Source organism: Aquicella siphonis (assembly GCF_902459485.1).
GTDB classification, from domain to species: domain Bacteria; phylum Pseudomonadota; class Gammaproteobacteria; order DSM-16500; family DSM-16500; genus Aquicella; species Aquicella siphonis.
The window spans coordinates 667,432-686,918 of the sequence record NZ_LR699119.1; the positions used below are offsets into that span (position 1 = coordinate 667,432).

The window sequence follows — 19,487 nt, forward strand, 5'->3', positions numbered from 1 at the left end:
TTTTCCATTACACATCGTAATCACAGAAGCGCCGCATTTCCAAGTCTGCCGATTCGTTTAAAAACGGGTCGTCTCCACGTAATTTATCGGCAGATTGAAACAAATATTCCTTGATATCATTCCTGCGCATCTCCTCTTTGTCGTGTCCTGCGCTCGAATTGTTTCTTGATTCATTCCGCGCTGAAGCCGATTATCAGTCCTAATCGGCTCAGGGGTTCAGTAGTCAGGAGTGCATATGGAGTGCAGGACGGGAAAATAGACTATTCATAATCAGTAGGTCCGTAGTTCGGGTCTGCGCGCCAACAGATGTAGTAAAATCAATTAGCTAAATGTGGTCTTCCCCCATTTCAGGGGTGCTCACCTATGAGCACAGTACTCTAATCCGAAGCCGAGAGTTTTCAAGGTTCCGAAGCCTATAAGAGCCTTTAATAGTCAAAACGTCGCATATTATCGTATTCAGACATGTGCTCTGTCTTGCTATCCATAAAATCTTTTTTGTCTTCTTCGCTGAGCGTGTCATAATGCGCGTCATATAATTCTCGTTCAAGATCAGCTCTTATTTTACCTTTCTTTTCCTTGCTAGAAGTAAAGAATGCGGAATAATTATCTACATATTTCTTCGCTGCGCTTTTGTACATATCCATTTCATCATAGATTTGACAATATGTAGCAATGGGCGCGGCAATTGCTTTGAAATCATAATCCCGGTTTTGAGAAATAGCTGCGTGCAAATTTATCAAAGCTGTATAATAATTACTTTGAAAAAGGCCAAAAAATCCCTGATCAAATTTATTGGCTTCACTGAGAATGAAATTCAATAATTTTTTGCGCGACTGAAGATCGGGATTCGGATTATTAAGATCATTAATATGAGCGTTGATCTTTTTTAATATCTTTTTCCAGCTTGTTCTTCGCTTATAGTAATCGCTGCCGTTATAATACCCAGTGATTGAAGCAAATAATCCTGAGGTAACGCCAGCACGTCTTTTGAGATAATGATTAACCTTCCGTATCGCAGTCAGCACAGGATCTTTTGTTCCGGAAGAAACAGGTTGCGTTCCGACTGATGTTGATTGTGTCTCAGTTGTTGGTGTTGATACAGTTGCTTGAGAATGGGCTCTATCAGTCTTTGCTCTGGCTCGCGCTCTAAAATGCTGGATCTGTTCTTTGGTAAACAGATGGGAAACATCAATTGATTTTGATTCACCATTGACTCGAATTCGTAGGCCGAACAAATGTTCTTTGGCATCTGTGTTTTGTTTGGCTGTGTTTCTGTCTATGGTAACCTCATAATACGAGTGATTATTTGCGTCGCGTAATTTTTTAAGACCCATATCTTCAAACAAGCTAATGATACCAGTTGTATAGATTTTTAATGTAATGGTTCCATTTTGTTCTCTGGGAACAATTTCTAAATTTCCATCTCGGACAAATCGGCGTAAGGATCGTTCAAGGTCATTTACCGTAATAAAACAATCATCCGCGTTGCTGCCAATTTTTCCACTGACAGGAATGGGAATAGTTACTGCTACCTTATGAATAAATTCTTCTGTGAGGTTATTTAATTCCGCTTTTAATTGGTTCTGTCTTGTTATATGTTCGGTTAAATAACCTTGATGCTTTTCTGATTTATTTTTTTTCTTGGTTAAATCGCTTTTAATCGGGTCAATTTGATCCACTTCTCTCTGTAAGGCTCGAATTTTATCGAGTTCAGGATATTGGCCTAATAACAATTTCTTTAATCTGACATCAGTGGTACCTGTGAATTGGATATGCCAATTATCGTTTTCCCACTTGTATCGAAATAATATTTTTCCTGACACATGTGTTTGTCTTATTTTAGTCAAGTCGGAATGAGTAGATTCTTGGATTCCTTTTGGGATAACGCTTAAATTGACGGCATCAACAACACAGTCAGCAAAAATCTCATTTTCTCTGTTTTTATAGATGGTTGCTTTTGCTATTGTTTCGGCTCTAATATTTGGATTGCCTTGCATGATTAAATCTGCAGGGCCGGTAAAAATATCTTGTTGATATTTGCTGGAAATTGCCAAGCGTTCTTTATCATCAAGGTTTAGAATGCAAATTCTTTCTCTTTCTATATCGTTTTCTATCCAGTCTGGAAAAAATTCACTCTGATCATTCGTCGGACGCCCAGTAGTATTTAACGTCTGCATGTGAGGAGCTGACGTGCGCTCATTAGGCGAAATCTCAATAAAATCATCTGAATTTATCGGGATATATGCAGGTAATTGGCTGCTATTCTCACCCGATTTGACATCGGGGGAGGATGTAGCTTCCACGTAAAATGAACTAGGTTGATCATCGTTATGCAAATCGGCTCTTTCTGCTGTCACTTCAGTGCGTCGTCTATATTCCTGAAGCTGTTTAGCTTGTCTTTGCCGAGCTTCAGCGATATATTGTGCCCTGGTATGAATATCATTTTCTGACAGGGTAACTGGTTCGCCAGTGTATAAGAACGATACGCTGTGTTCAACTGTAATGGGGCCGCATCCATTGCCTGCATTTTCTTCATCTGTTCCTTGTTTGTATGTGCCATCAGTTTGTTGTATTGGTGTGCTCTGTATCATCTTAACGCTAGTAAAGCTTTTGTTTAATGCGGCAATGAACTTCCATTTTCGGTCTGAGTCTCTGCTTTCATCAAGATAGGATAAAACTGTTGAATCGAAGAAATGAGCAGTCACGCTTCCATATATCTGACGTAATAAATTTTTAAAAGGATCATTTGCGAGTATTTGATCAATTTTTTCCTGGTTGTCCATTAAGTGCGAGTGTATTTTATTGGCAATTTCAGAATTAATATCATCCAGCTGAATGCCAAAGGGTACGTAATGCCCGGAGCCTTCGCTGCCAAAATGAAGTGGAATCGCAATGCGTAATTGATTGATATTCTTGCCCTTGCTGATCTGATTTCTTATATAATGGAGCAATATTCGCAAGAAAAAATTGTCATCGCCGAAAATGCTGTCCTCATTCTGAGTGACTAACGAAAATGCGTCATACCCGCCATTTTTCTCTTTGATGGAGTCGGGTTGGATGAGAAATTCCGGATACCGTGATAATTCGTAAGATTCAATGCACGCATTTATCTCGTCAGCGTTATAGGCAGCGTCAGGCGAAGTGTCACGTTGTTGGGCTGACTCTTCTTCTGCGCCCTTCATTAAAATAGATGTTTCCGTGTTTTCTTGCAAAGAAGAAGTTGAAACAACAACTGTATTAAATCCTGATTTGTAATATCTATCGTGTTTGGTTATCACATCATCGGTGACTTTGAATTCTTTTGGCGCGGCCTGTCCCATGATATCTCTTTCAATGGCTTCAAGTGAATGATATCCGCAAGTCCAATTATCCAAAATCATATTTTGATAACCAGTTTTGACTGTTTTTCTTTTAGTATGTGTCAGATGTTTTGATTGAGTGACATACGATTCGTCATAACTCCTGTTGATGGAGTCTACTGTCGTTAGTGTTCCATCAGTCAAATCGCCTTTTATATAATGTCGGATAGAAACACCAAAATACGTATTGCTTTCCGCTAGGACGAATATTTTTTTTGCATTGTTTAAGGCAAGTGTTCCATATTTTTTAGCAATAGCATCATTAGCCTTTTGCATAATATGGTCTAATGGTTGTGCCAGGTTTTCAAGCGTTGTTGGATGATGATTATCCTTGCCGGGATAATACATAATATAAAGCATACCATCATCTGACCTGCGGTATATCTTTGCGAGTTCTTTAGGATATCCATCACCTGTAATGGCATCAATACAAGTAAATTGATGCTCATTAAAGATACCGCATGCAGCATAATATACGTCGTCAGGTTGTAATCGACTTTCGCGTTTAAAACGACTTTCTATGACCGGTGTACCTGTTGGTATGGGTGGAGTATCAACCCCGATGTTATGTGCTTCTTGAGTATTGCCAAAGCCAAGAAGATCTTCGTCATTATTTTCTAATTGTGTTTGAGATTCACGCGTAGTCACGGCATCTTGTTTTGGTTGAGACTGATTTTCAGTGACAGTCTTGTTATCAACAGGAGTAGGTTTTATTTCCTCAAAAACATCGGGCCATGCCTTGGCGGCATTTAGTAGCAGCTTGAATGGCTCTTTTCCGGTGCTAGTGAACCATGTTCTAGTATGTCCAAGGATTTTTAAATCAATCTTATCGTTTTTTAAATTATTTGTTATATTTATAAGAATATTTCTTATGACTTCCTCATCAATAACTGTTTCTGCAAATAATTTTTCTTTTTCACGATCTTGCTTAAAATCATATTTAATTTTGGCCGCCAATTCCTCATATAGAGAGCGGACGACATTAGGTCTAATATTGCCAACAACCCCATTAGTTTTACTTATTAAATTGTCCCATAACGCCTGAGTATAGGCGTCAATGAGCATCTGTCTGACTTCTTTTGGTTGAATTTGCTCGTCATCCACATTGCTTGCGGGTTTCAATTTTTGACGAATTTTTTCAGCAAGTTGTGTGTTTTTAAAGGATAAGAGACTTTGTTCAAATTTTTCTTCTTCACCTATAGATTTGAAATGATTTTGTACGAGTTTTATATCGGCTCCATTTTCAAATAATAATGAGATCAAGACTTCGTCTTCAAAATAGAACGCTAATTCCAGAGGCGTTAGCTGGATGTTGTTCCCTTCTTCGATAGGAATTTTATCTACCAGATCAGGTCTTTTTACCAGTAATAATTGAATAATTGGTATATTTCCAGATATGACTGCCAAATGCAGGGGAGTCAAGCCGGTGCCTGTAATCTGGCCTCGCTTTACCTCTAAATTTGAATTCGCCCGTGAAATAGCATCAGCGCAAATCTCGTTGGTACGGGAAACCTGATCGAGCACTTCAGGATTCTGAGTAATAATTTCCAAGCATCTCTCGAATTGTTTGCTTTTGATCGCTTCTGCTAAATCAAGAAATTGTCTGCTGTTCATAGATGAGATTTCCCGTTTTGTGAAAAATACTAACAATTTGATAATAATTATAGTTATATTTTCTTAAGAAAATATTTATTGTTATTAAGGAGTTAAATATAGTTACCAATAATATGAAACCCAGTCTAATAAATGCAACTATTAGATGATGTAAGTTTATGTTTTAATTTGCAATTTTATCTATCTTGCTGCAAAACACTCTGAGCGGATTAAGATGCTCTGTCTAATATGGCGCAATACCAGTTAATAGTTCAGTGGATATCTGGTGTGTGGCGCGCTCTTAAGGAAGGTTTAAGGCAATGACCATTTAATCTGTTTTTAATAATAATCAAATATAATTTTTACAAGCTATTATTTATATATAGATATTACAAAATATTATTATTAAAAATCTTTATGGCTAAACATTCCCAGCTCGTACTTGCGCGTGTCCTTATAGACATTGAAAGCTACCAAAAGCAAAATAAGGCTATTTTGTCTGAGGAGGAAAATAACCTATTCAATGAATTGAAGAATAGAATTCGTTCCTTTGAGCATATTCAACGCGGTTGGTTACGAAGCTCGGGTATACTTGCTAATTATTGGAAGACAAAAAAACTCCAGAAATCAAGCGAAATAACAATATCAAAACAATTTTTAAATATTACTCAAATTGATTTAATCGAAGAATCCATCGATGCAATGCAGCATGGTGCAGGATTTTCTTTGGCAATGATGGAGCAATTGTTCAAGGATATTGAAGATCCAAACGGGCGTTATCACAAGCTGGCAAGAAAGCATCGTCTACTCTTTGAAGAAATTAAAGCTTGCGTTAAAGGGGTAAAGCAAGCAGCTCAATCTATTTCTTTTAGCGTAAGCAAGTATAAATCCAGTAGTGTTTTATCAGACCCGCTCTATCAATTTGCTAATCAATTGGGTGCAAGATTCATTCTTTCAATGCAAGGACTTGACCCTATTCGGGGAAGATTGAGTGAATCTATAGATTTTGAAGGCGTATGTCATGGCCATGTAATAAAGTGGAAGGATGAAGTTGAATCGGCCGGAAAATATTTGGCATTGCCTAGACATGATGAAAAAACCTTTTCTTATCAAAATAATCAAGGCCAAAAAGAACGCGGAATCATTTGCAAAAATGTAATGGATATTTGGGAAGCTGTTGATAATGTCATAGCATCACTCGACACTCATTTAATTTACAAGCTTTCCTTTAATCGTCTGGATGCGGGCCATGCAATGGGATTGCGCAAATTAAAAACGGGGGAAATCGAATTTTTTGATCCTAATTTGGGGTTGTTTGTTTTTAAAAATAGCACATCATTCAGGGCTTGGATTATTCAATTATTTTTAGAATACAGGATGAATCATCAAGAGTGCATGATTGGGTTGAATCCTATTGGCAAACAGCCTAAAGGTGCGGTAGCAACCATACCAGAATTACAATTTTCAGATAGCAGCAACGTATTAAAGCTAAAGGCAAATAGTTTTGATAAGAAAGAAAAGGTTGTAAGTCATAGCGCTGTTTTATCAGCTTATTGTAGTGATTTGCAAGATGAGATTCTTGTTCAACAAGATGAGATGGTGGATTCAACCAGATCCAGAATCTATAGTGAAATTGAAAAATTAAAACAGAATAAGGTTGTTCAGGATGGAATTCATTTAAAAAGTGAAAAAAATAATCAAGATAAATATCATCTCTTGCTAAAAGAAAGAGCTATACATGCTATTAATGCAGAAATAGGCAGATTGCATGGAAATATATGGGGTAATTCTGAATCTAAAATCGACTCATTAAGAGAATTACGCTGGAGAATTCATAGGGCTCATCCCTCTTTATCGCTTTCAACAGTGGTTGATCAGTGGTTATCTGACAAGCCGAAAGGACGTCAGAAAACCCATCGACAAATTATCCAGGATCATCGGATAATTAATGACTCTCCCGCTAGGTCTTATGATTTTGTGAGAAATTTTGTTTCAAGGTATGAAATTAATCCGGCAAGTATACGTATCTTGCAAGCTAAGGTGCTGGATTTGATTGTCAAGTTCATGAGTCTTATGCGTGATCGCAATGAATTGCCATCAACTTTTAATGACATTATTAATATCTTATCGCAGTATAATCATTCAAGTTTAAATGAATTGATTGGTAAAGTTAAACAAAGATGTTCTGAAAATTATACAGGATTTTTTGTGCGTATAATAAAGGGACGTAAAGAAGAAGTCGATTCTTTTTATCAGGTCATGAGAAATATTCAGCCTCATCATCATCAATCACTCCTCAAAACCTCGCAAACCTTACAAAACCTGCTAAATCAAATGCAAAAACAAAGTAAGCATCAGTCATCAATGAGTAGGCGTCATGTTGGCTGATTTTTGGATCTGTTGAATAATTTCGTCACGCCACTTTCTTGGCAATATTTTCAATCGAATAGATTCTTTATCATTATAACGTATAATATAACGCATGATTTTAGAATTATTCATGATGGTTCTCTCTTGGGGTTGCTGAGTTAGCCAATACATTAATCACGGAATCTTCTAGAGGTGTCAGCTGGTAGTGAATTCGATTTTCTGCAACACTTGGATATTTACTTTCAAGTATTTCCTCTAGTCTTTGTGATAGCTCACTTTCAGGCAATGTTTTCGGCAGTTCAAGTTTAATCGCTTCGATTTCTGGATATAGTCTCTCTTTATCTCCACGGACATTTTCAGATATCACAATCGATAATTGATATGCTGGTATATATGTCAATCTGGATTGAAAACCAGGAATTCCACCGCGGTGCGTATAGTATACGCCAAACGATGGTGTGTTTTTTATTTCAATACCATAACCATAATATTCATTTTGTTTTTCAGTTTGAATATAGGACTGCAACATCATATTCACTAAAAATGAAGGAAGGATTTTCCCGCCATATAACGCGTTGTTCCATATTAATAAATCAGAGACTGTCGATACAAGGCCTCCGGCTGAGCCAGGAATTTGCATGGCTGTGTAATGATCAACTTCCGTTAATTTTGCATGCGGCACTGTAATGTTATATGTATATCCGCGTGCTAAATTGGAAAATCTGGAATCATGTTGCTTAAGATCATTAACTGTCCCGCCAACAGGCAAATGAGTAGAATGCATTTCCAGAGGATTAAAGAATGTTGTCTGTAAATACTGATCAAATGGTTGTCCGGAAATTTCTTGAATAAGCGTTCCCAGCATAAAGTAACCGGAATTCGTATATGAAAATTTTGTTCCTGGGACAAACTCAAGTGCATGTATTTTAAAAATGCTGATAATATCGACATCATTCATATTTTTCAAACTGTCGAAACCAGGCAAGCTTGTATAATTTGGTATGCCTGATGAATGTACTAACAACTGATGCAAGGTGACTGTGTCGGCCCATTCCGGCATGGAATTTGCCCATATTTCGTGTGTTCTAGGTAAATAGTTTGAAACAGCTTTTTGTAGTGCTGTCGTTACATTTTTTTCTAATTCAGCATCCGTTTTGCTGCCGTTTTTTGCCGCTATATACAAGACATTCAATAGTGCAGCAGCGGAGAACTGTTTTGTGATTGAGGCGATTAAATATTGCGTTTGCAAAGATGTTGATTGATTTTCACCTATATCAGCAAACCCAAAATATTGCTGATAGACAGGATCATTGTTAATCGCGATGAGTATCGTGCCATTAGGCTGTATAGGTTGTAATAATTTACGCAAAGTCTTCGTTATTTTAGACGTCAGATTATGATTATATTGGGAAGTCATGAATAGCAATCCTGTCGTTGATTTAGTAATGTCATTGCTCATATTTCTAAAACTGTTTTATGCATAGATATAGTCTCGATAATGTAACTCGGCATGTCAATCGCTTTACACATAATAGTCTTTTAATCAGAACTTAATTCAGCTTCAACCTCTTCAATAGAAGGTAGACGGGTCGCCATCTTTTTAGCGCCATCACAGGCAATTCTCCTTATAAACAATATCCGGATAAAGTGCATTATGATGGCCATATGACCTATTGAATCATGTCACTGTAAATATGCTCCGTCAAAGAGGATGTTTGACGAGGCTATACTCATTTTGGCGATCTTTCGGCAAAACTGTGTGACTTTCCGAATAATCGGGCCTTTCCCATTTGGGGGCGTACACAGATTCTTTGAGTAAGCACCCATCACGATGAAGATACCGGCGAGCATTTCAATTACAATTTACTTTTTGGAGCCGGCACAAGTAAAGCCTTATCTTTATTAGATTCCTGATATTCTTTATGTGTTGTTTGTTTATTTGGATTAGCGTCAGTTCCTGGAAATGAGGCTCTGCGCTTTTTTGCCCTTTCTTCGCACAGGATTTTCAGCATTAACAAATCATTATCCTGGCTGGTCAAAATAAGCTTGTGCAAATGCTCAGGTGATCTGCAATCCGGACTAACCGTCGGTTGTTGATCCACAATCACATCCCAGATATTTTTTTCGGTACCGGATGATTGCGGATACACAGAGCGGTCGTCTCCCAATTGTTTGAATACATCGATGACAGGTTTGCTTAAAAATGCGGAATCACTTTGCTGCCATGCAATCAATAGCCATTGAATTGCATGCGTGAATTCACCATGTTCTATACTTACACCGGGATCTTTTACAATTAAACCGGCGCTAATTGCAGAACGAAAAACTTCTGGTTTAAGAAAGCCTGTTGTCTTACCGAAATCGGGTTGAAATCCCATTTTTGCCAACTCTCGTTCCAGAACATTTCTCAACACTTTTTTATGTTGTAAATATCCAAAAGGAGTGGGTTCATTTACCTTCAAGCCCTGTATTTTCGCTTCTTCCTTTAATAAGACATTCAATCGTTTGAGCTGATTGATAACAGCGTTCTCATCTTGTAAAAATACCGCTATTTTGGCGCAATCTTCAATAAACGGGCCGTATCCATCAGGCAGAGTTGGAGTTTCATTCAAACCTCTGTATCCCCATGATATACCATCATACTCTTTCTTTACTGCTGCTTTATCTGGCAGCCACGTACTGCTTGTCATTCTTATTTTCCTCGATTTAAATGAAGTATAGCAAAATTGTGCACTTTAAACGTTGGAAAAATTATCTCTGGAAATAAGGTGTTAACCACGGGCAAGCGTGACTGTCTTCCTACGGAATAACAGGTTGCAAGAAAAATTGCGGTGCTTATTTGAAAGTGATGGTCTTTCCCATTTAAGTCCTCATTTTTTAAGAATGCTGCAACTCCAAGATGTTATCCTGCTCCTGCTATAATAAAAATATAGAGGTACAAAATGACTATTTCTCGCAATAATCCATACTATGTAGATGTGACGCATTTTATGCGTGACCCACACTATATAACCTTTCCTATATATAATGTGCCGCCACTACTTTATACGTGCAATCTCGCTGGATGTGTGGGAATTGGTTTTGTTTATTCTGAAAATAATACTGTTGTAAAACTAGGGTTGTATCACTCATTTGGTGAGCATGGAAATGCTGAATATGGTCCATTTCAAATGATGGTAAATGACTTCATGAGGGATGTTAAAAATATCAGAAATCTGCGCGTCATTATTTCTTTTTCTCAAGGAATTAGAAATGATGAACTCGTTACGTTAAAAATGAAGATCGATAAAGCCGGTCAGGCTTTCAATCTGCCTCCGATCAGCCTAAAAAATCTTGTCGCGGTGGATGGAGGCCCCACGTTTTGTCTGTTGGCTAATGGTTCTTATAGTTCAGATCGCGCATCGGTTAAAGATAATGATAAAATTGCTCAATATATTGCTGGTACGATACTATCCAGAGTATTTGCAAAAATTTCCAGCGATCATAGCTTATCAGAATTCTATAAGCCCGTTATCGAAAATATCTTTGATGCGGCCAATGAAAAAACTACTTGGCAGCAAGCATGTCAGGTCATTTATACATGGATGGAGCAAAAATTAAAATTGCAGGAAGTGGTTATGCAAACCTTAGTTAGAGGAGCTAGAAATAACCCCAAGTTATTTCAGTCCTATAACACTGAGTTGCCATATAAATTGTCAGAAATGGATTTTTGTAAAGATTGTAAATTTTTATTTAGTTATTTTATTGATGCAAATATCTTTGAAATAAAAAAAACTCCCAATATAGTTTAATTTTCCATAAGGCTTTCTCACTTGCCTTCAAATAATTACTAACACTATAACGAATGAAGCAAAACTAAACATAATAGCTCACAATTTTTATAGCTTTATTATAGTAATGAAATCGTTCAGTAATGGACATTGCTGAATGATTACGTTACTTTGAGTTATATATTAATAATATCTTGCAATAGAATGCCTAGGATATGCCTGAGTAATTCCATACTGGTGTGGTTAATTAACAGAGCTGACTAACTGTCTAGGATCAAAATGCACTTCATTAGATTCTTCCATAATCGTTTTTTCATGGCAAATATTTCCTTTCGTTAGGAGTAATTCTGCCGGATTTCTCTAAATTTCGGTGGTCTGATTTATTGTGGGCAGATCAGTTTTTATGGGCTATATTTAAAATGTATCCTAAATTTATTGGAGAGGGTAGTAACTTGATTAAATCCAAATTATTAGTGTTTTCATTAACTTTTCTACTATCAGGTTATTCCTTTGCAGCGCTTTGTTATAATCAGCAAAATTCCGTTCCCATGACTTCCGCTGCGTGTTCAAGAACCGCTGTAAGTTTAGGCCAATATACCAATGACGGCTCTACCTGCGTATGGAATAGCGCTACTAAACAATGTTTTTTTTCACCTGGTAATTGTAATCCACCAGGCGGTTCCTGGTATTATGAAACACATACAGCAAATGGCGGCGAAATTATATCAGCCTGCAGTTATTAGATAAATGGTAGTCGAGAAGTGTTTTAATTTGAATGGCATCGTTTAAATGCGGAGGTGTTTTTTATGTCGCGGCCAGGTTGCCGGTAAAACCTGGGCTGCTCGTTGCTCACTACGACGATGGCACGCGTTTACGCGGCTGTGAGCCCGATTTTGCCGCTTTTGGCGTAGGTGCCTTTAATGGAAATACAGTCAGGTTGGGGTTGACGTTTTCCTATTTCAATGGTTATCGATTTTTCATTCTATAAAAACAGCATTGCAGGCCATGGCCGATGTCAACTTTATAATATTTCATGCCGCATTTTTGCATGACACGTTGTGATGCGCGATGTTCAGTTGGTGTGAAGGCAATGATGTAGTCTGCATCAATGTTTCCTTTGGCCCAATCTAGTAATGCTTTTAGTGCTTCAGAAGCATAACCCTGGTTCCAGAATTTTCGCCGTATCAGGTAGCCTACTTCAATCTCGCCGGTTTCAATGGGACCAAATCCGCAGCGGCCGATAAATTCACCTGTTTCAAGGTCAAATATGACAAAACACGGTAGTCCCATGCTGTCGTAAAATGAGATGAACTCCCGCATTCTCTCTGCTGTTTGCTTCCGATTGACGACGCCATCGGGGAAGAATTTTCTCACTTCCGGGTCAGCATTGAGTTCGGCGATCAAATCGAGGTCGCTCATCTGTAGCAGGCGCATGCCCAATCTGTCGGTTTTAATTTGATATTTATGCATGGGAGCTCTTTGTCATCTTGTGCCAGTGAATGGTATACATCAGGAGATACGCCCATCATTAAATGCATACATATAATATGTCAAGTGTCATTAAGGGATTGAAATAAGGCATACAAACGGTATCATGCGCTGTGCTATGTTGTTCTTAATCATGTCATTCTATGCCTGATATTCATCATGTCATATTTCATTGATAAGTATATGGAATCACTCAAAAAATAAGAATGGCGGCATCAGGCTCATTGCAATTTTCAAACAAGTCATCAATAGAAAAATTGTGCCGTGGCTGATATATTAAAAATAATAACTAAATGAAATATCAGAGGAGGGGGTATGCCAAAAAACAAGCGGTCCATGACTCCTAACGAAAAAATCATCGCATCAGCTCTTTCAAGTTTTCAGTACACGGCCCATTTCTGGGCTGATGATGATATGGATGCGGGCAGGCAGAATGAATTATTAAGTCCGAAGAAAGGCGAGTCTAAAAAAGCGACGCATGGTGAATTAGGCTATTTAAAAACCAGAATAAGTGAAGAATTCATTTCAGAAATGAACAGGCTAAAAAAGAGCAATCTGGAGCCTTTAGACTTGATAGATGAAATTGAAAAGTTGGTTCGTCGTTGTGAAAAACTCTCTGAAAACATCAGAACATATCAGGAGTATTACTATGTTCCATCAAGAAACGACTATGTTCATGGTTATGATGTAGAAGAAATCCCAAGTAGCAGCGGACACAGAAACGCAGTGTCACATGATGAAGGAAGGCTTGAAAAAAATTTTTCCGCAGTAAGAAAAAAATTGGATCAGGTTAAAGTCAATTACAGACAAGACTTGCTTGTTCAGGATATCCATCTCCAAATGGAGAAAATAAAAAAAGACGGTGGCTTCAAGAATAACAAATGGAATGATGCTACTTCTCGATATCCGCAAAAATATGCGGTCTTGCAAGATGTGCTTCAGTATCTTTCAGGCGGTATGGATATCCGCGAGTTAAGCAGTGTAGTCCATAGTAATGAGAAGTATGATAAAGGAGGGGTGGGAAGATCGGAAACAGGCAAATTGCTTGACCGTGCTTTGGAGTTAAAGGGAGAGGTGCTGAAACGACATACTGCTCGTCATGGCAGGTAAATTGGTTGTTTGAACGCTGAGTCGTTTTGGCTTATAAAATAATTTTGTAGTGAATAATTAATGAGACAAACATGCAGTTAACAGAAATTGGTCAAGTAGTTGCAAGCAGAACGTTAACGCTGACAGATAATAACGCAACTCGTCTGGTTATTATATCAATTGGAAAACCCCAGAAATTTTCTGACGGGCAGGATTATTATTGTCCTTATCAAATTTTCGGGTTGAGGGATGAAAAGGTCAACTGGTGCGGCGGCATTGATGAGGTACAAGCACTGCTTTTAGCTTTGGAGAGAATTGGCATTGTATTGGCTGATACAGATGAATATAAGCAAGGTAAACTAACATGGATTGGCAGTGAAAATAATAATATAGGCTTCCCACATCCCGATAGTTCAGGACTATTGTCAGATTTGCGACTTGAGTCTGATATAAAGAAATCATGATGAATGTAACTATTGCTGTGTGCTACTTCATTGATAAGGCAAAAATGCCAAAAATTAAAATAATTAAGCCAGAAAATTTATTGATAGTGCGCATTAAAGCCGGACTTAATCGATGATGCAAAATAAAAGCAACACCGCCACTCAGCAATAACCACCAGATAGCTGAACCAAGCGTAATACCCACAACTAAAGTAATGGCATGTAGGTAATCAGAGCTTGTTTGACTCAAACCAAGTCCCGCGAATATAGCAAGAAATGACAGGATTGTGGCCGGGTTGGTTAGTGTCAGCAGAAAGGTAGTGCCAAGCGCGTGCCAGGGTGATCGATCAGAACTGCCGGCTGATCTTTCTCGCGGCGGAGTCAGGAAAAGCTTTATGCCTAAATAAAGCAAAAATATGCCGCCGATTAACCGAATCCAGAATTGCTGAGCGATCAAAAGAGAAGATAGGGCTGTCAAGCCAAATCCAGCAATTAAGCCGTAGGTGCCATCTGCGAAGGCCGCACCTAACCCGGTCATAAGGCCAATTTTGAATCCGTCATGAAGTGAGCGTTGAATACACAACACCCCAATTGGGCCAACGGGTGCGGCTATGGCAAAGCCAATGATCAAACCCTTAATGAATAGTGTGGGCATTAATCAATCCCGTCTTATAGTTGTTTGTATAGTGCGCTCATTGTGTGTCATCGATTGTACAAGATGTTGATAAAGGATAATAGGTGCCATTACAAGTATTCCAAAATGCGCTGGACTTGTTCATCAAGGCTAAGCATGCCGTCAATAATCAAGTCGGCATGCGCTTTGATATCGTCATCAAAAAACAAAGGCCTTGAATATGACAAATAGTATTGGAGGTCATCCAGGAGATCATTTTTTGTCTGAGCGTCACTTTTGTAATCCCTGAGCAATCGCCTGCACAGAGCCACATCCAGCGGCGTCGACAGGTGTATTGCAACATCGATTAACTGTCCTGTTTGAATATGGCGTCTGCCAAGCGGAGCGTCAAAAATAATAAATTCAGATGGTTCCAGTATGGATTGATGTACAGGATGCAAAAAGGGATGATTAGTCTTCAGCAATCTGATTCCTTCAGCCAAAGCAGGATAATCCCATTCGTTGTAGTCTTGTCCGCGATGATACCAAGCTACGTAATCTGAGGGGCTGGTGGATATCAGATCAAAATCATCCCAGAAAATCGACGTTGATTTGAATTCATGCGCAAGCGCTTTGCATAGCGTTGTTTTGCCGGCGCCAGTTATACCGCTGATACCAAGAATTTTTGGAGTCATACAAACCACTCCTTGACCAGCGGCGTTAATCCGAGAACATCCCGATAGAACGTGAAAGAGGTGTCAATATTGGTGACCGCCAATAAATTGTAGGGAATATTAATGAATTGTCAACGACAAAATTCTAAAATTATGAGAAAATCCACGGGCTGATGTCTTTGCGGGAAATCTTATGAAAAAGAATATCGTGGGATTATTTCGATGGTGAAAAATAGTCATTCAATCAGACAGCAAATACTTTGAGTTTTATTTCGCCTGAAGAATGGACAAACTGGCAAGCGGATTAAGATACGATGAGATTGAGCGCGGATCAATACAGGTTTTTGACTGGCTACCAGGCGGATAATCAGCTGCGGGATTCTTTCAATCAGCTGGCCGTTGATATATTCAAGCTTTCCTTTGAAGACTGGTATCAGTCGGGTTTCTGGAAGGAAAAGTATATTCCTTATACCCTGTTTGATCAGGGCAGCGCGGTTGCCAATGTGTCTGTGAATATCATGGATTTTTATGTATTCGGCAGGCGGCAGCGATATATTCAAATCGGTACAGTAATGACCGCTATGAAGTATAGGAATCAGGGATTATGCAAGTTTCTAATGGAGCATATTCTTGATCAATGGAATACCAGGTGTGACCTGATTTATCTTTTTGCCAACCATTCTGTATTAAACTTTTATCCGAAACTGGGTTTTACCCGTGTTAAAGAATATGAGTATTTTAAAGATATAAAAAAAGGCAATGCATCAGGAAGTTTTGAAAAGCTGGATATGAAAATACAGGGAAATAGAGACAAACTCTACGAATATGCAAAAAATTCATATCCTATAAGTGTGCTGTCTATGCATGAAAATGCTGATCTCGTGATGTTTTATGGCCTTACAATTTTAAGTGAATGCGTTTATTACCTACCTTTACTGGACGCTATTGCAATCGCGCAAGTTAATAACAATCAACTCGTATTATACGATGTTTTTTGTAAGGCTGAAGTTGATCTGGAGGAAATAATTAATATATTACTATTACCGTGTAAGGGAGCAGAAACCATTGTTTTGGGCTTTACTCCCAGAGATTGCTCATCATTTGAGTCAAGAGAAATTGCAAACGATGATGCGTTATTCATCCGAAAAGGAAAAACAGGCGTTTTTACAGAAAGCAGGGTAATGTTTCCATTGTTGTCACATGCTTAAACAATTAACAAGAGTTTAACCATGTCAAGAAAGATTGCATTGACGATGTATCCTGTTCTTGGGTGTACGAGCAACAATAGCGTTCAATTGTTCTCGATTTGATAACGCATGCATTGTTAATTTTGTTTCAATATACCAGGGTGCGACTGTGTGTTTTTAAGTTGAGGAATAAGTGGCGCACAGCCGGTCAAATGTGTCCGGATGGCATAGGTTAAGAGTTACTTACCCTTAGGCGGTGGTCTGACGCTGACAGTGATTGCTTCGCCGTCATAACTCTTTTGTGACAAGATATCGCCGCTGGCATGGCTGAATATTTTGAAATCATTAATGTTGGATTTACGTAAATAACTGCTGGCATGGCTTTGTATGCGAAAATCACGGGCGCCATGAGGTGATTTTGTTCTGACTGCCGTCTTGCCAGGAAGCATGACTGGTTTCAGGTGTGTACGTATGTCAGATAGACTGCCTTTCATGACTCGTGCACGTTCAGATCGCATTTGTGAGCATTCATTATAGGATTTGACATATTTTTGTTTTGCAACAAGCTGCATATCATCAAAATAATTTGCTTCACGACTGATATCCTTGCGATATTTGAACCCGTAAGATACATTATTGAAGCGAAAGGATGCTGTTTTTTCATTTTCCATAAATTGAATGTTATATTTCTTGATAATGTAGTCTAATGTGGACTCGAAATCCTCAGTTCCACGAAAAAATTTATGAGTGGCCATGCTTTTTTTAAATATTTTAAGAGCATCCTGTTTTGTGAATTCATCCGAATTCATCTCGGCTTCTATGATTTCATAAAATGTGCTTAAAATTGCTGAAATCAGTTTGTATTCTTCCAGATGCTCCCTGTCTTCCCGCACAGCCATGTATGCAGCATAAAGGCCTTGGTCACTACTGCGCAGTATATCCAGAGAAAATTCGTCTGCATTCAAATATGACGTGCCTGTCGCATTTTTCTCACCAGACTGATCATCCACGTTCAGGTTACCAACGACGAAAAATGATTTTACAATACTGTTATCACTATTATCTACGACAAAGGTATTGATCTGAATGTCATATCCACTTTTCGATAACAGTTGCTTTACTTTGGATGCATAGCATTCGCCATTCATGTCAAACGCACCAACATTACAGGCAAGCAAATCGATTTCTCTAATGCCGGGGTTTGTTTTCAAAATCGCTAGCACGTGATTGGAAAACTCTTCCGCATTGTAATATTTATGTCCGCCCCCAAACACATCACCATCACTGTGCCCATAAAATGTAACTCTGGTCTGTGTGGGTGGTATGGATCCATTACCATTGAGTAAATCTTCAAAACTGATGGCTTCACAATTCAGGGCTTGAGCGAGCCGCGTATAAATTCCACGTTCTATCTTTTTGTTTGCCAAGGCAATCAATTTTTCGGTATTGTTTCGCGCTTCCATGATTTACTCCGTCGTTCTTGTTTTATTGGAATGTTTTGACATTATTTATATTATAGCACGCCAGGATTCTATAAATAATTCGGAATGAAATCGAACTTAGGAGACGGAGTTATTTAAATGATTCAATATCTTATTTTTAAGAAAGAATTAGAAAGTATGCAAGCCTGACCCGGTTTAAAACAAGATTACAAGATTTTCCTAGTATATAGATGTGCTTTCTTTTCATCAGGATTAATAAACACTTCATTCAATCTTGAAAATAATCTTGCGAAACAATCAGAGTCTTTGGATTTTTGGTTATATTCAACCAATGAATCCCTGGAATGCTGCGCCTGTGAGTGCTGAATATGCGGTGATTCACATGCCGATGTCGTTATATTAGATGAATCGGTGTTTGAAACGATTGTTGAGGTAATGAGTAAGTTTGTGTACGAAGAAGCAGATGATGCGGCGTCTAAGGGCGAGATCTTAGTAGAAATTAGTGTATTGCTTGATGCAGAAACTGCGGCAGCAAGTGGGGAATCGCTCACATTCTCATCCGCAACTTCACGTTTACCCTGGTTATCACTTAGCATTTTAAATGCTTGTCTTGCCGTTGGACGTTTTTCAGGGAGCCTGTCCCATCCAAGTTCTATGACATCTGCAACCTGTTTAGGGCATTGCGGCTCAGGCGGAATAACTTCTCTATTATTTTGGACGACCACCCAATTGAATAATCCATTCAGATCGCCTCTTTTATCGTAATAATTATATGGAACTTCGGATTTTGTAACGATGCACCAACATAGCAAACTAAAAGCATACATGTCGGATTTTTCACTATGACGTTCATATTGTCCATTGCAAATGGCTAATAAGAGCTCTGGTGATGAAAACAATTTATTCCCTTGAATATTGTAAAGGTCGTCAACACCGACTCTTTTGGAGAGCCCAAAGTCACATATCATTGGCTCCATATTATCATCAAGCAATATATTATCTGTCTTGAGGTCGCAATGAATGACATTGGCCTCATGTATATATGACAATCCATTTGCAATACCACGCATTATTTGTTTTTGTTGTTGAGGCGGAAAATACGGTTGCCTTTTTCCGGTCAGCCAATCAAGCAGCGTACCATTAGCCGCATATGTCATAGCAATTGTAAAGGTGGAATTAAAAGAATTTATTGAAAAATCATATCCGTGAAGCTGGATAATATTCTTGAACTTTGCTCCTGTCAGCAATTTCATTGTCGCAATTTCATTGTCGCAATCTTGTTTTTCTTTGCTGCCACATACCGCGATTAATTTAACGGCCAGCTCTTTTTTGGTGATAGTGACTTTACCGGCATATACTTTCCCATAATTCCCCTTGCCCAGCATTCTGGAATCATCAATGGTAATGACACTTTGGCTGTTTGTTGGCGTAGTAACTGTTACTTGGCGCTGCATAAAAT

The 19,487-nt window shown here is 38.4% G+C and carries 15 protein-coding genes; 6 read left to right on the forward strand and 9 right to left on the reverse strand.

The genetic code is table 11. The annotated features are described in order from the left end of the window. Positions 1–7: 7 nt before the first annotated feature. Both AQULUS_RS13115 and AQULUS_RS03220 read right to left on the reverse strand, forming a co-directional pair. The gene (locus AQULUS_RS13115; RefSeq protein WP_269472863.1) at positions 8–130 is read right to left on the reverse strand and encodes a hypothetical protein; all 123 of its coding nucleotides are present in this window, start codon (positions 128–130) and stop codon (positions 8–10) included. A 295-nt stretch (positions 131–425) separates the two neighbouring features. Beyond that, positions 426–4,973 carry an ankyrin repeat domain-containing protein gene (locus tag AQULUS_RS03220; protein ID WP_148338599.1) on the reverse strand — a complete coding sequence of 1,516 codons (4,548 nt, stop codon included), beginning with the start codon at positions 4,971–4,973 and terminating at the stop codon, positions 426–428. Between the two features lie 396 nt (positions 4,974–5,369). Between AQULUS_RS03220 and AQULUS_RS03225 the strand changes: the two genes are divergently transcribed. Next, complete coding sequence (locus AQULUS_RS03225) at positions 5,370–7,340, forward strand: YopT-type cysteine protease domain-containing protein (protein WP_148338601.1); 1,971 nt, start codon at positions 5,370–5,372, stop codon at positions 7,338–7,340. A gap of 106 nt (positions 7,341–7,446) precedes the next feature. Here the strand turns inward: AQULUS_RS03225 and AQULUS_RS03230 are convergent, their stop codons facing one another. After that, entirely contained in the window at positions 7,447–8,739 is a 1,293-nt protein-coding gene (locus tag AQULUS_RS03230; RefSeq protein ID WP_172622713.1) for a serine hydrolase domain-containing protein, read from the reverse strand. A 439-nt stretch (positions 8,740–9,178) separates the two neighbouring features. Continuing rightward, positions 9,179–10,012 carry a LirA/MavJ family T4SS effector gene (locus tag AQULUS_RS03235; protein ID WP_148338605.1) on the reverse strand — a complete coding sequence of 278 codons (834 nt, stop codon included), beginning with the start codon at positions 10,010–10,012 and terminating at the stop codon, positions 9,179–9,181. Between the two features lie 252 nt (positions 10,013–10,264). Here AQULUS_RS03235 and AQULUS_RS03240 point away from each other — a divergent pair, with 252 nt between their 5' ends. Next, complete coding sequence (locus AQULUS_RS03240; protein ID WP_148338607.1) at positions 10,265–11,113, forward strand: hypothetical protein; 849 nt, start codon at positions 10,265–10,267, stop codon at positions 11,111–11,113. A gap of 754 nt (positions 11,114–11,867) precedes the next feature. Further along, positions 11,868–12,080 carry a hypothetical protein gene (locus AQULUS_RS03245; protein ID WP_148338609.1) on the forward strand — a complete coding sequence of 71 codons (213 nt, stop codon included), beginning with the start codon at positions 11,868–11,870 and terminating at the stop codon, positions 12,078–12,080. Here the strand turns inward: AQULUS_RS03245 and AQULUS_RS03250 are convergent. Beyond that, on the reverse strand, positions 12,059–12,562 hold the full coding sequence (locus AQULUS_RS03250) for a GNAT family N-acetyltransferase (protein WP_148338611.1): 504 nt from the start codon (positions 12,560–12,562) through the stop codon (positions 12,059–12,061). The genes AQULUS_RS03245 and AQULUS_RS03250 overlap by 22 nt on opposite strands. Positions 12,563–12,895: 333 nt before the next feature. On the opposite strand from AQULUS_RS03250, the gene AQULUS_RS03255 reads away from it, so the two are divergent. Next, positions 12,896–13,690, forward strand: a complete 795-nt coding sequence (locus AQULUS_RS03255; protein WP_148338613.1) for a hypothetical protein — start codon at positions 12,896–12,898, stop codon at positions 13,688–13,690. A gap of 71 nt (positions 13,691–13,761) precedes the next feature. Then, positions 13,762–14,133, forward strand: coding sequence for a DUF6968 family protein (locus AQULUS_RS03260; RefSeq protein ID WP_148338615.1), 372 nt, complete (start codon positions 13,762–13,764; stop codon positions 14,131–14,133). 22 nt (positions 14,134–14,155) lie between these two features. Here the strand turns inward: AQULUS_RS03260 and AQULUS_RS03265 are convergent, their stop codons facing one another. Together AQULUS_RS03265 and AQULUS_RS03270 are read right to left on the reverse strand one after the other, a co-directional pair. Continuing rightward, on the reverse strand, positions 14,156–14,767 hold the full coding sequence (locus AQULUS_RS03265; protein ID WP_148338617.1) for a LysE family translocator: 612 nt from the start codon (positions 14,765–14,767) through the stop codon (positions 14,156–14,158). An 89-nt stretch (positions 14,768–14,856) separates the two neighbouring features. Beyond that, positions 14,857–15,420: a nucleoside/nucleotide kinase family protein gene (locus AQULUS_RS03270; RefSeq protein ID WP_148338619.1), complete on the reverse strand. Its 564-nt coding sequence runs from the start codon at positions 15,418–15,420 to the stop codon at positions 14,857–14,859. A gap of 323 nt (positions 15,421–15,743) precedes the next feature. Here AQULUS_RS03270 and AQULUS_RS03275 point away from each other — a divergent pair, with 323 nt between their 5' ends. Further along, the gene (locus tag AQULUS_RS03275) at positions 15,744–16,607 is read left to right on the forward strand and encodes a GNAT family N-acetyltransferase (protein WP_232051822.1); all 864 of its coding nucleotides are present in this window, start codon (positions 15,744–15,746) and stop codon (positions 16,605–16,607) included. Positions 16,608–16,825: 218 nt separating this feature from the next. Here AQULUS_RS03275 and AQULUS_RS03280 read toward each other — a convergent pair whose 3' ends face one another. Further along, the gene (locus tag AQULUS_RS03280; protein WP_148338622.1) at positions 16,826–18,049 is read right to left on the reverse strand and encodes a hypothetical protein; all 1,224 of its coding nucleotides are present in this window, start codon (positions 18,047–18,049) and stop codon (positions 16,826–16,828) included. 185 nt (positions 18,050–18,234) lie between these two features. Beyond that, positions 18,235–19,482 carry a protein kinase domain-containing protein gene (locus AQULUS_RS03285; protein WP_148338624.1) on the reverse strand — a complete coding sequence of 416 codons (1,248 nt, stop codon included), beginning with the start codon at positions 19,480–19,482 and terminating at the stop codon, positions 18,235–18,237. Between the last annotated feature and the right edge of the window lie 5 nt (positions 19,483–19,487).

Excerpts from the sequence above, each read along its gene's own strand:
- AQULUS_RS13115 (WP_269472863.1), bottom strand. The coding sequence starts at position 130 with ATGCGCAGGAATGATATCAAGGAATATTTGTTTCAATCTGCCGATAAA.
- AQULUS_RS03220 (WP_148338599.1), bottom strand. The coding sequence starts at position 4,973 with ATGAACAGCAGACAATTTCTTGATTTAGCAGAAGCGATCAAAAGCAAA.
- AQULUS_RS03225 (WP_148338601.1), top strand. The coding sequence starts at position 5,370 with ATGGCTAAACATTCCCAGCTCGTACTTGCGCGTGTCCTTATAGACATT.
- AQULUS_RS03230 (WP_172622713.1), bottom strand. The coding sequence starts at position 8,739 with ATGACTTCCCAATATAATCATAATCTGACGTCTAAAATAACGAAGACT.
- AQULUS_RS03235 (WP_148338605.1), bottom strand. The coding sequence starts at position 10,012 with ATGACAAGCAGTACGTGGCTGCCAGATAAAGCAGCAGTAAAGAAAGAG.
- AQULUS_RS03240 (WP_148338607.1), top strand. The coding sequence starts at position 10,265 with ATGACTATTTCTCGCAATAATCCATACTATGTAGATGTGACGCATTTT.
- AQULUS_RS03245 (WP_148338609.1), top strand. The coding sequence starts at position 11,868 with ATGGCATCGTTTAAATGCGGAGGTGTTTTTTATGTCGCGGCCAGGTTG.
- AQULUS_RS03250 (WP_148338611.1), bottom strand. The coding sequence starts at position 12,562 with ATGCATAAATATCAAATTAAAACCGACAGATTGGGCATGCGCCTGCTA.
- AQULUS_RS03255 (WP_148338613.1), top strand. The coding sequence starts at position 12,896 with ATGCCAAAAAACAAGCGGTCCATGACTCCTAACGAAAAAATCATCGCA.
- AQULUS_RS03260 (WP_148338615.1), top strand. The coding sequence starts at position 13,762 with ATGCAGTTAACAGAAATTGGTCAAGTAGTTGCAAGCAGAACGTTAACG.
- AQULUS_RS03265 (WP_148338617.1), bottom strand. The coding sequence starts at position 14,767 with ATGCCCACACTATTCATTAAGGGTTTGATCATTGGCTTTGCCATAGCC.
- AQULUS_RS03270 (WP_148338619.1), bottom strand. The coding sequence starts at position 15,420 with ATGACTCCAAAAATTCTTGGTATCAGCGGTATAACTGGCGCCGGCAAA.
- AQULUS_RS03280 (WP_148338622.1), bottom strand. The coding sequence starts at position 18,049 with ATGGAAGCGCGAAACAATACCGAAAAATTGATTGCCTTGGCAAACAAA.
- AQULUS_RS03285 (WP_148338624.1), bottom strand. The coding sequence starts at position 19,482 with ATGCAGCGCCAAGTAACAGTTACTACGCCAACAAACAGCCAAAGTGTC.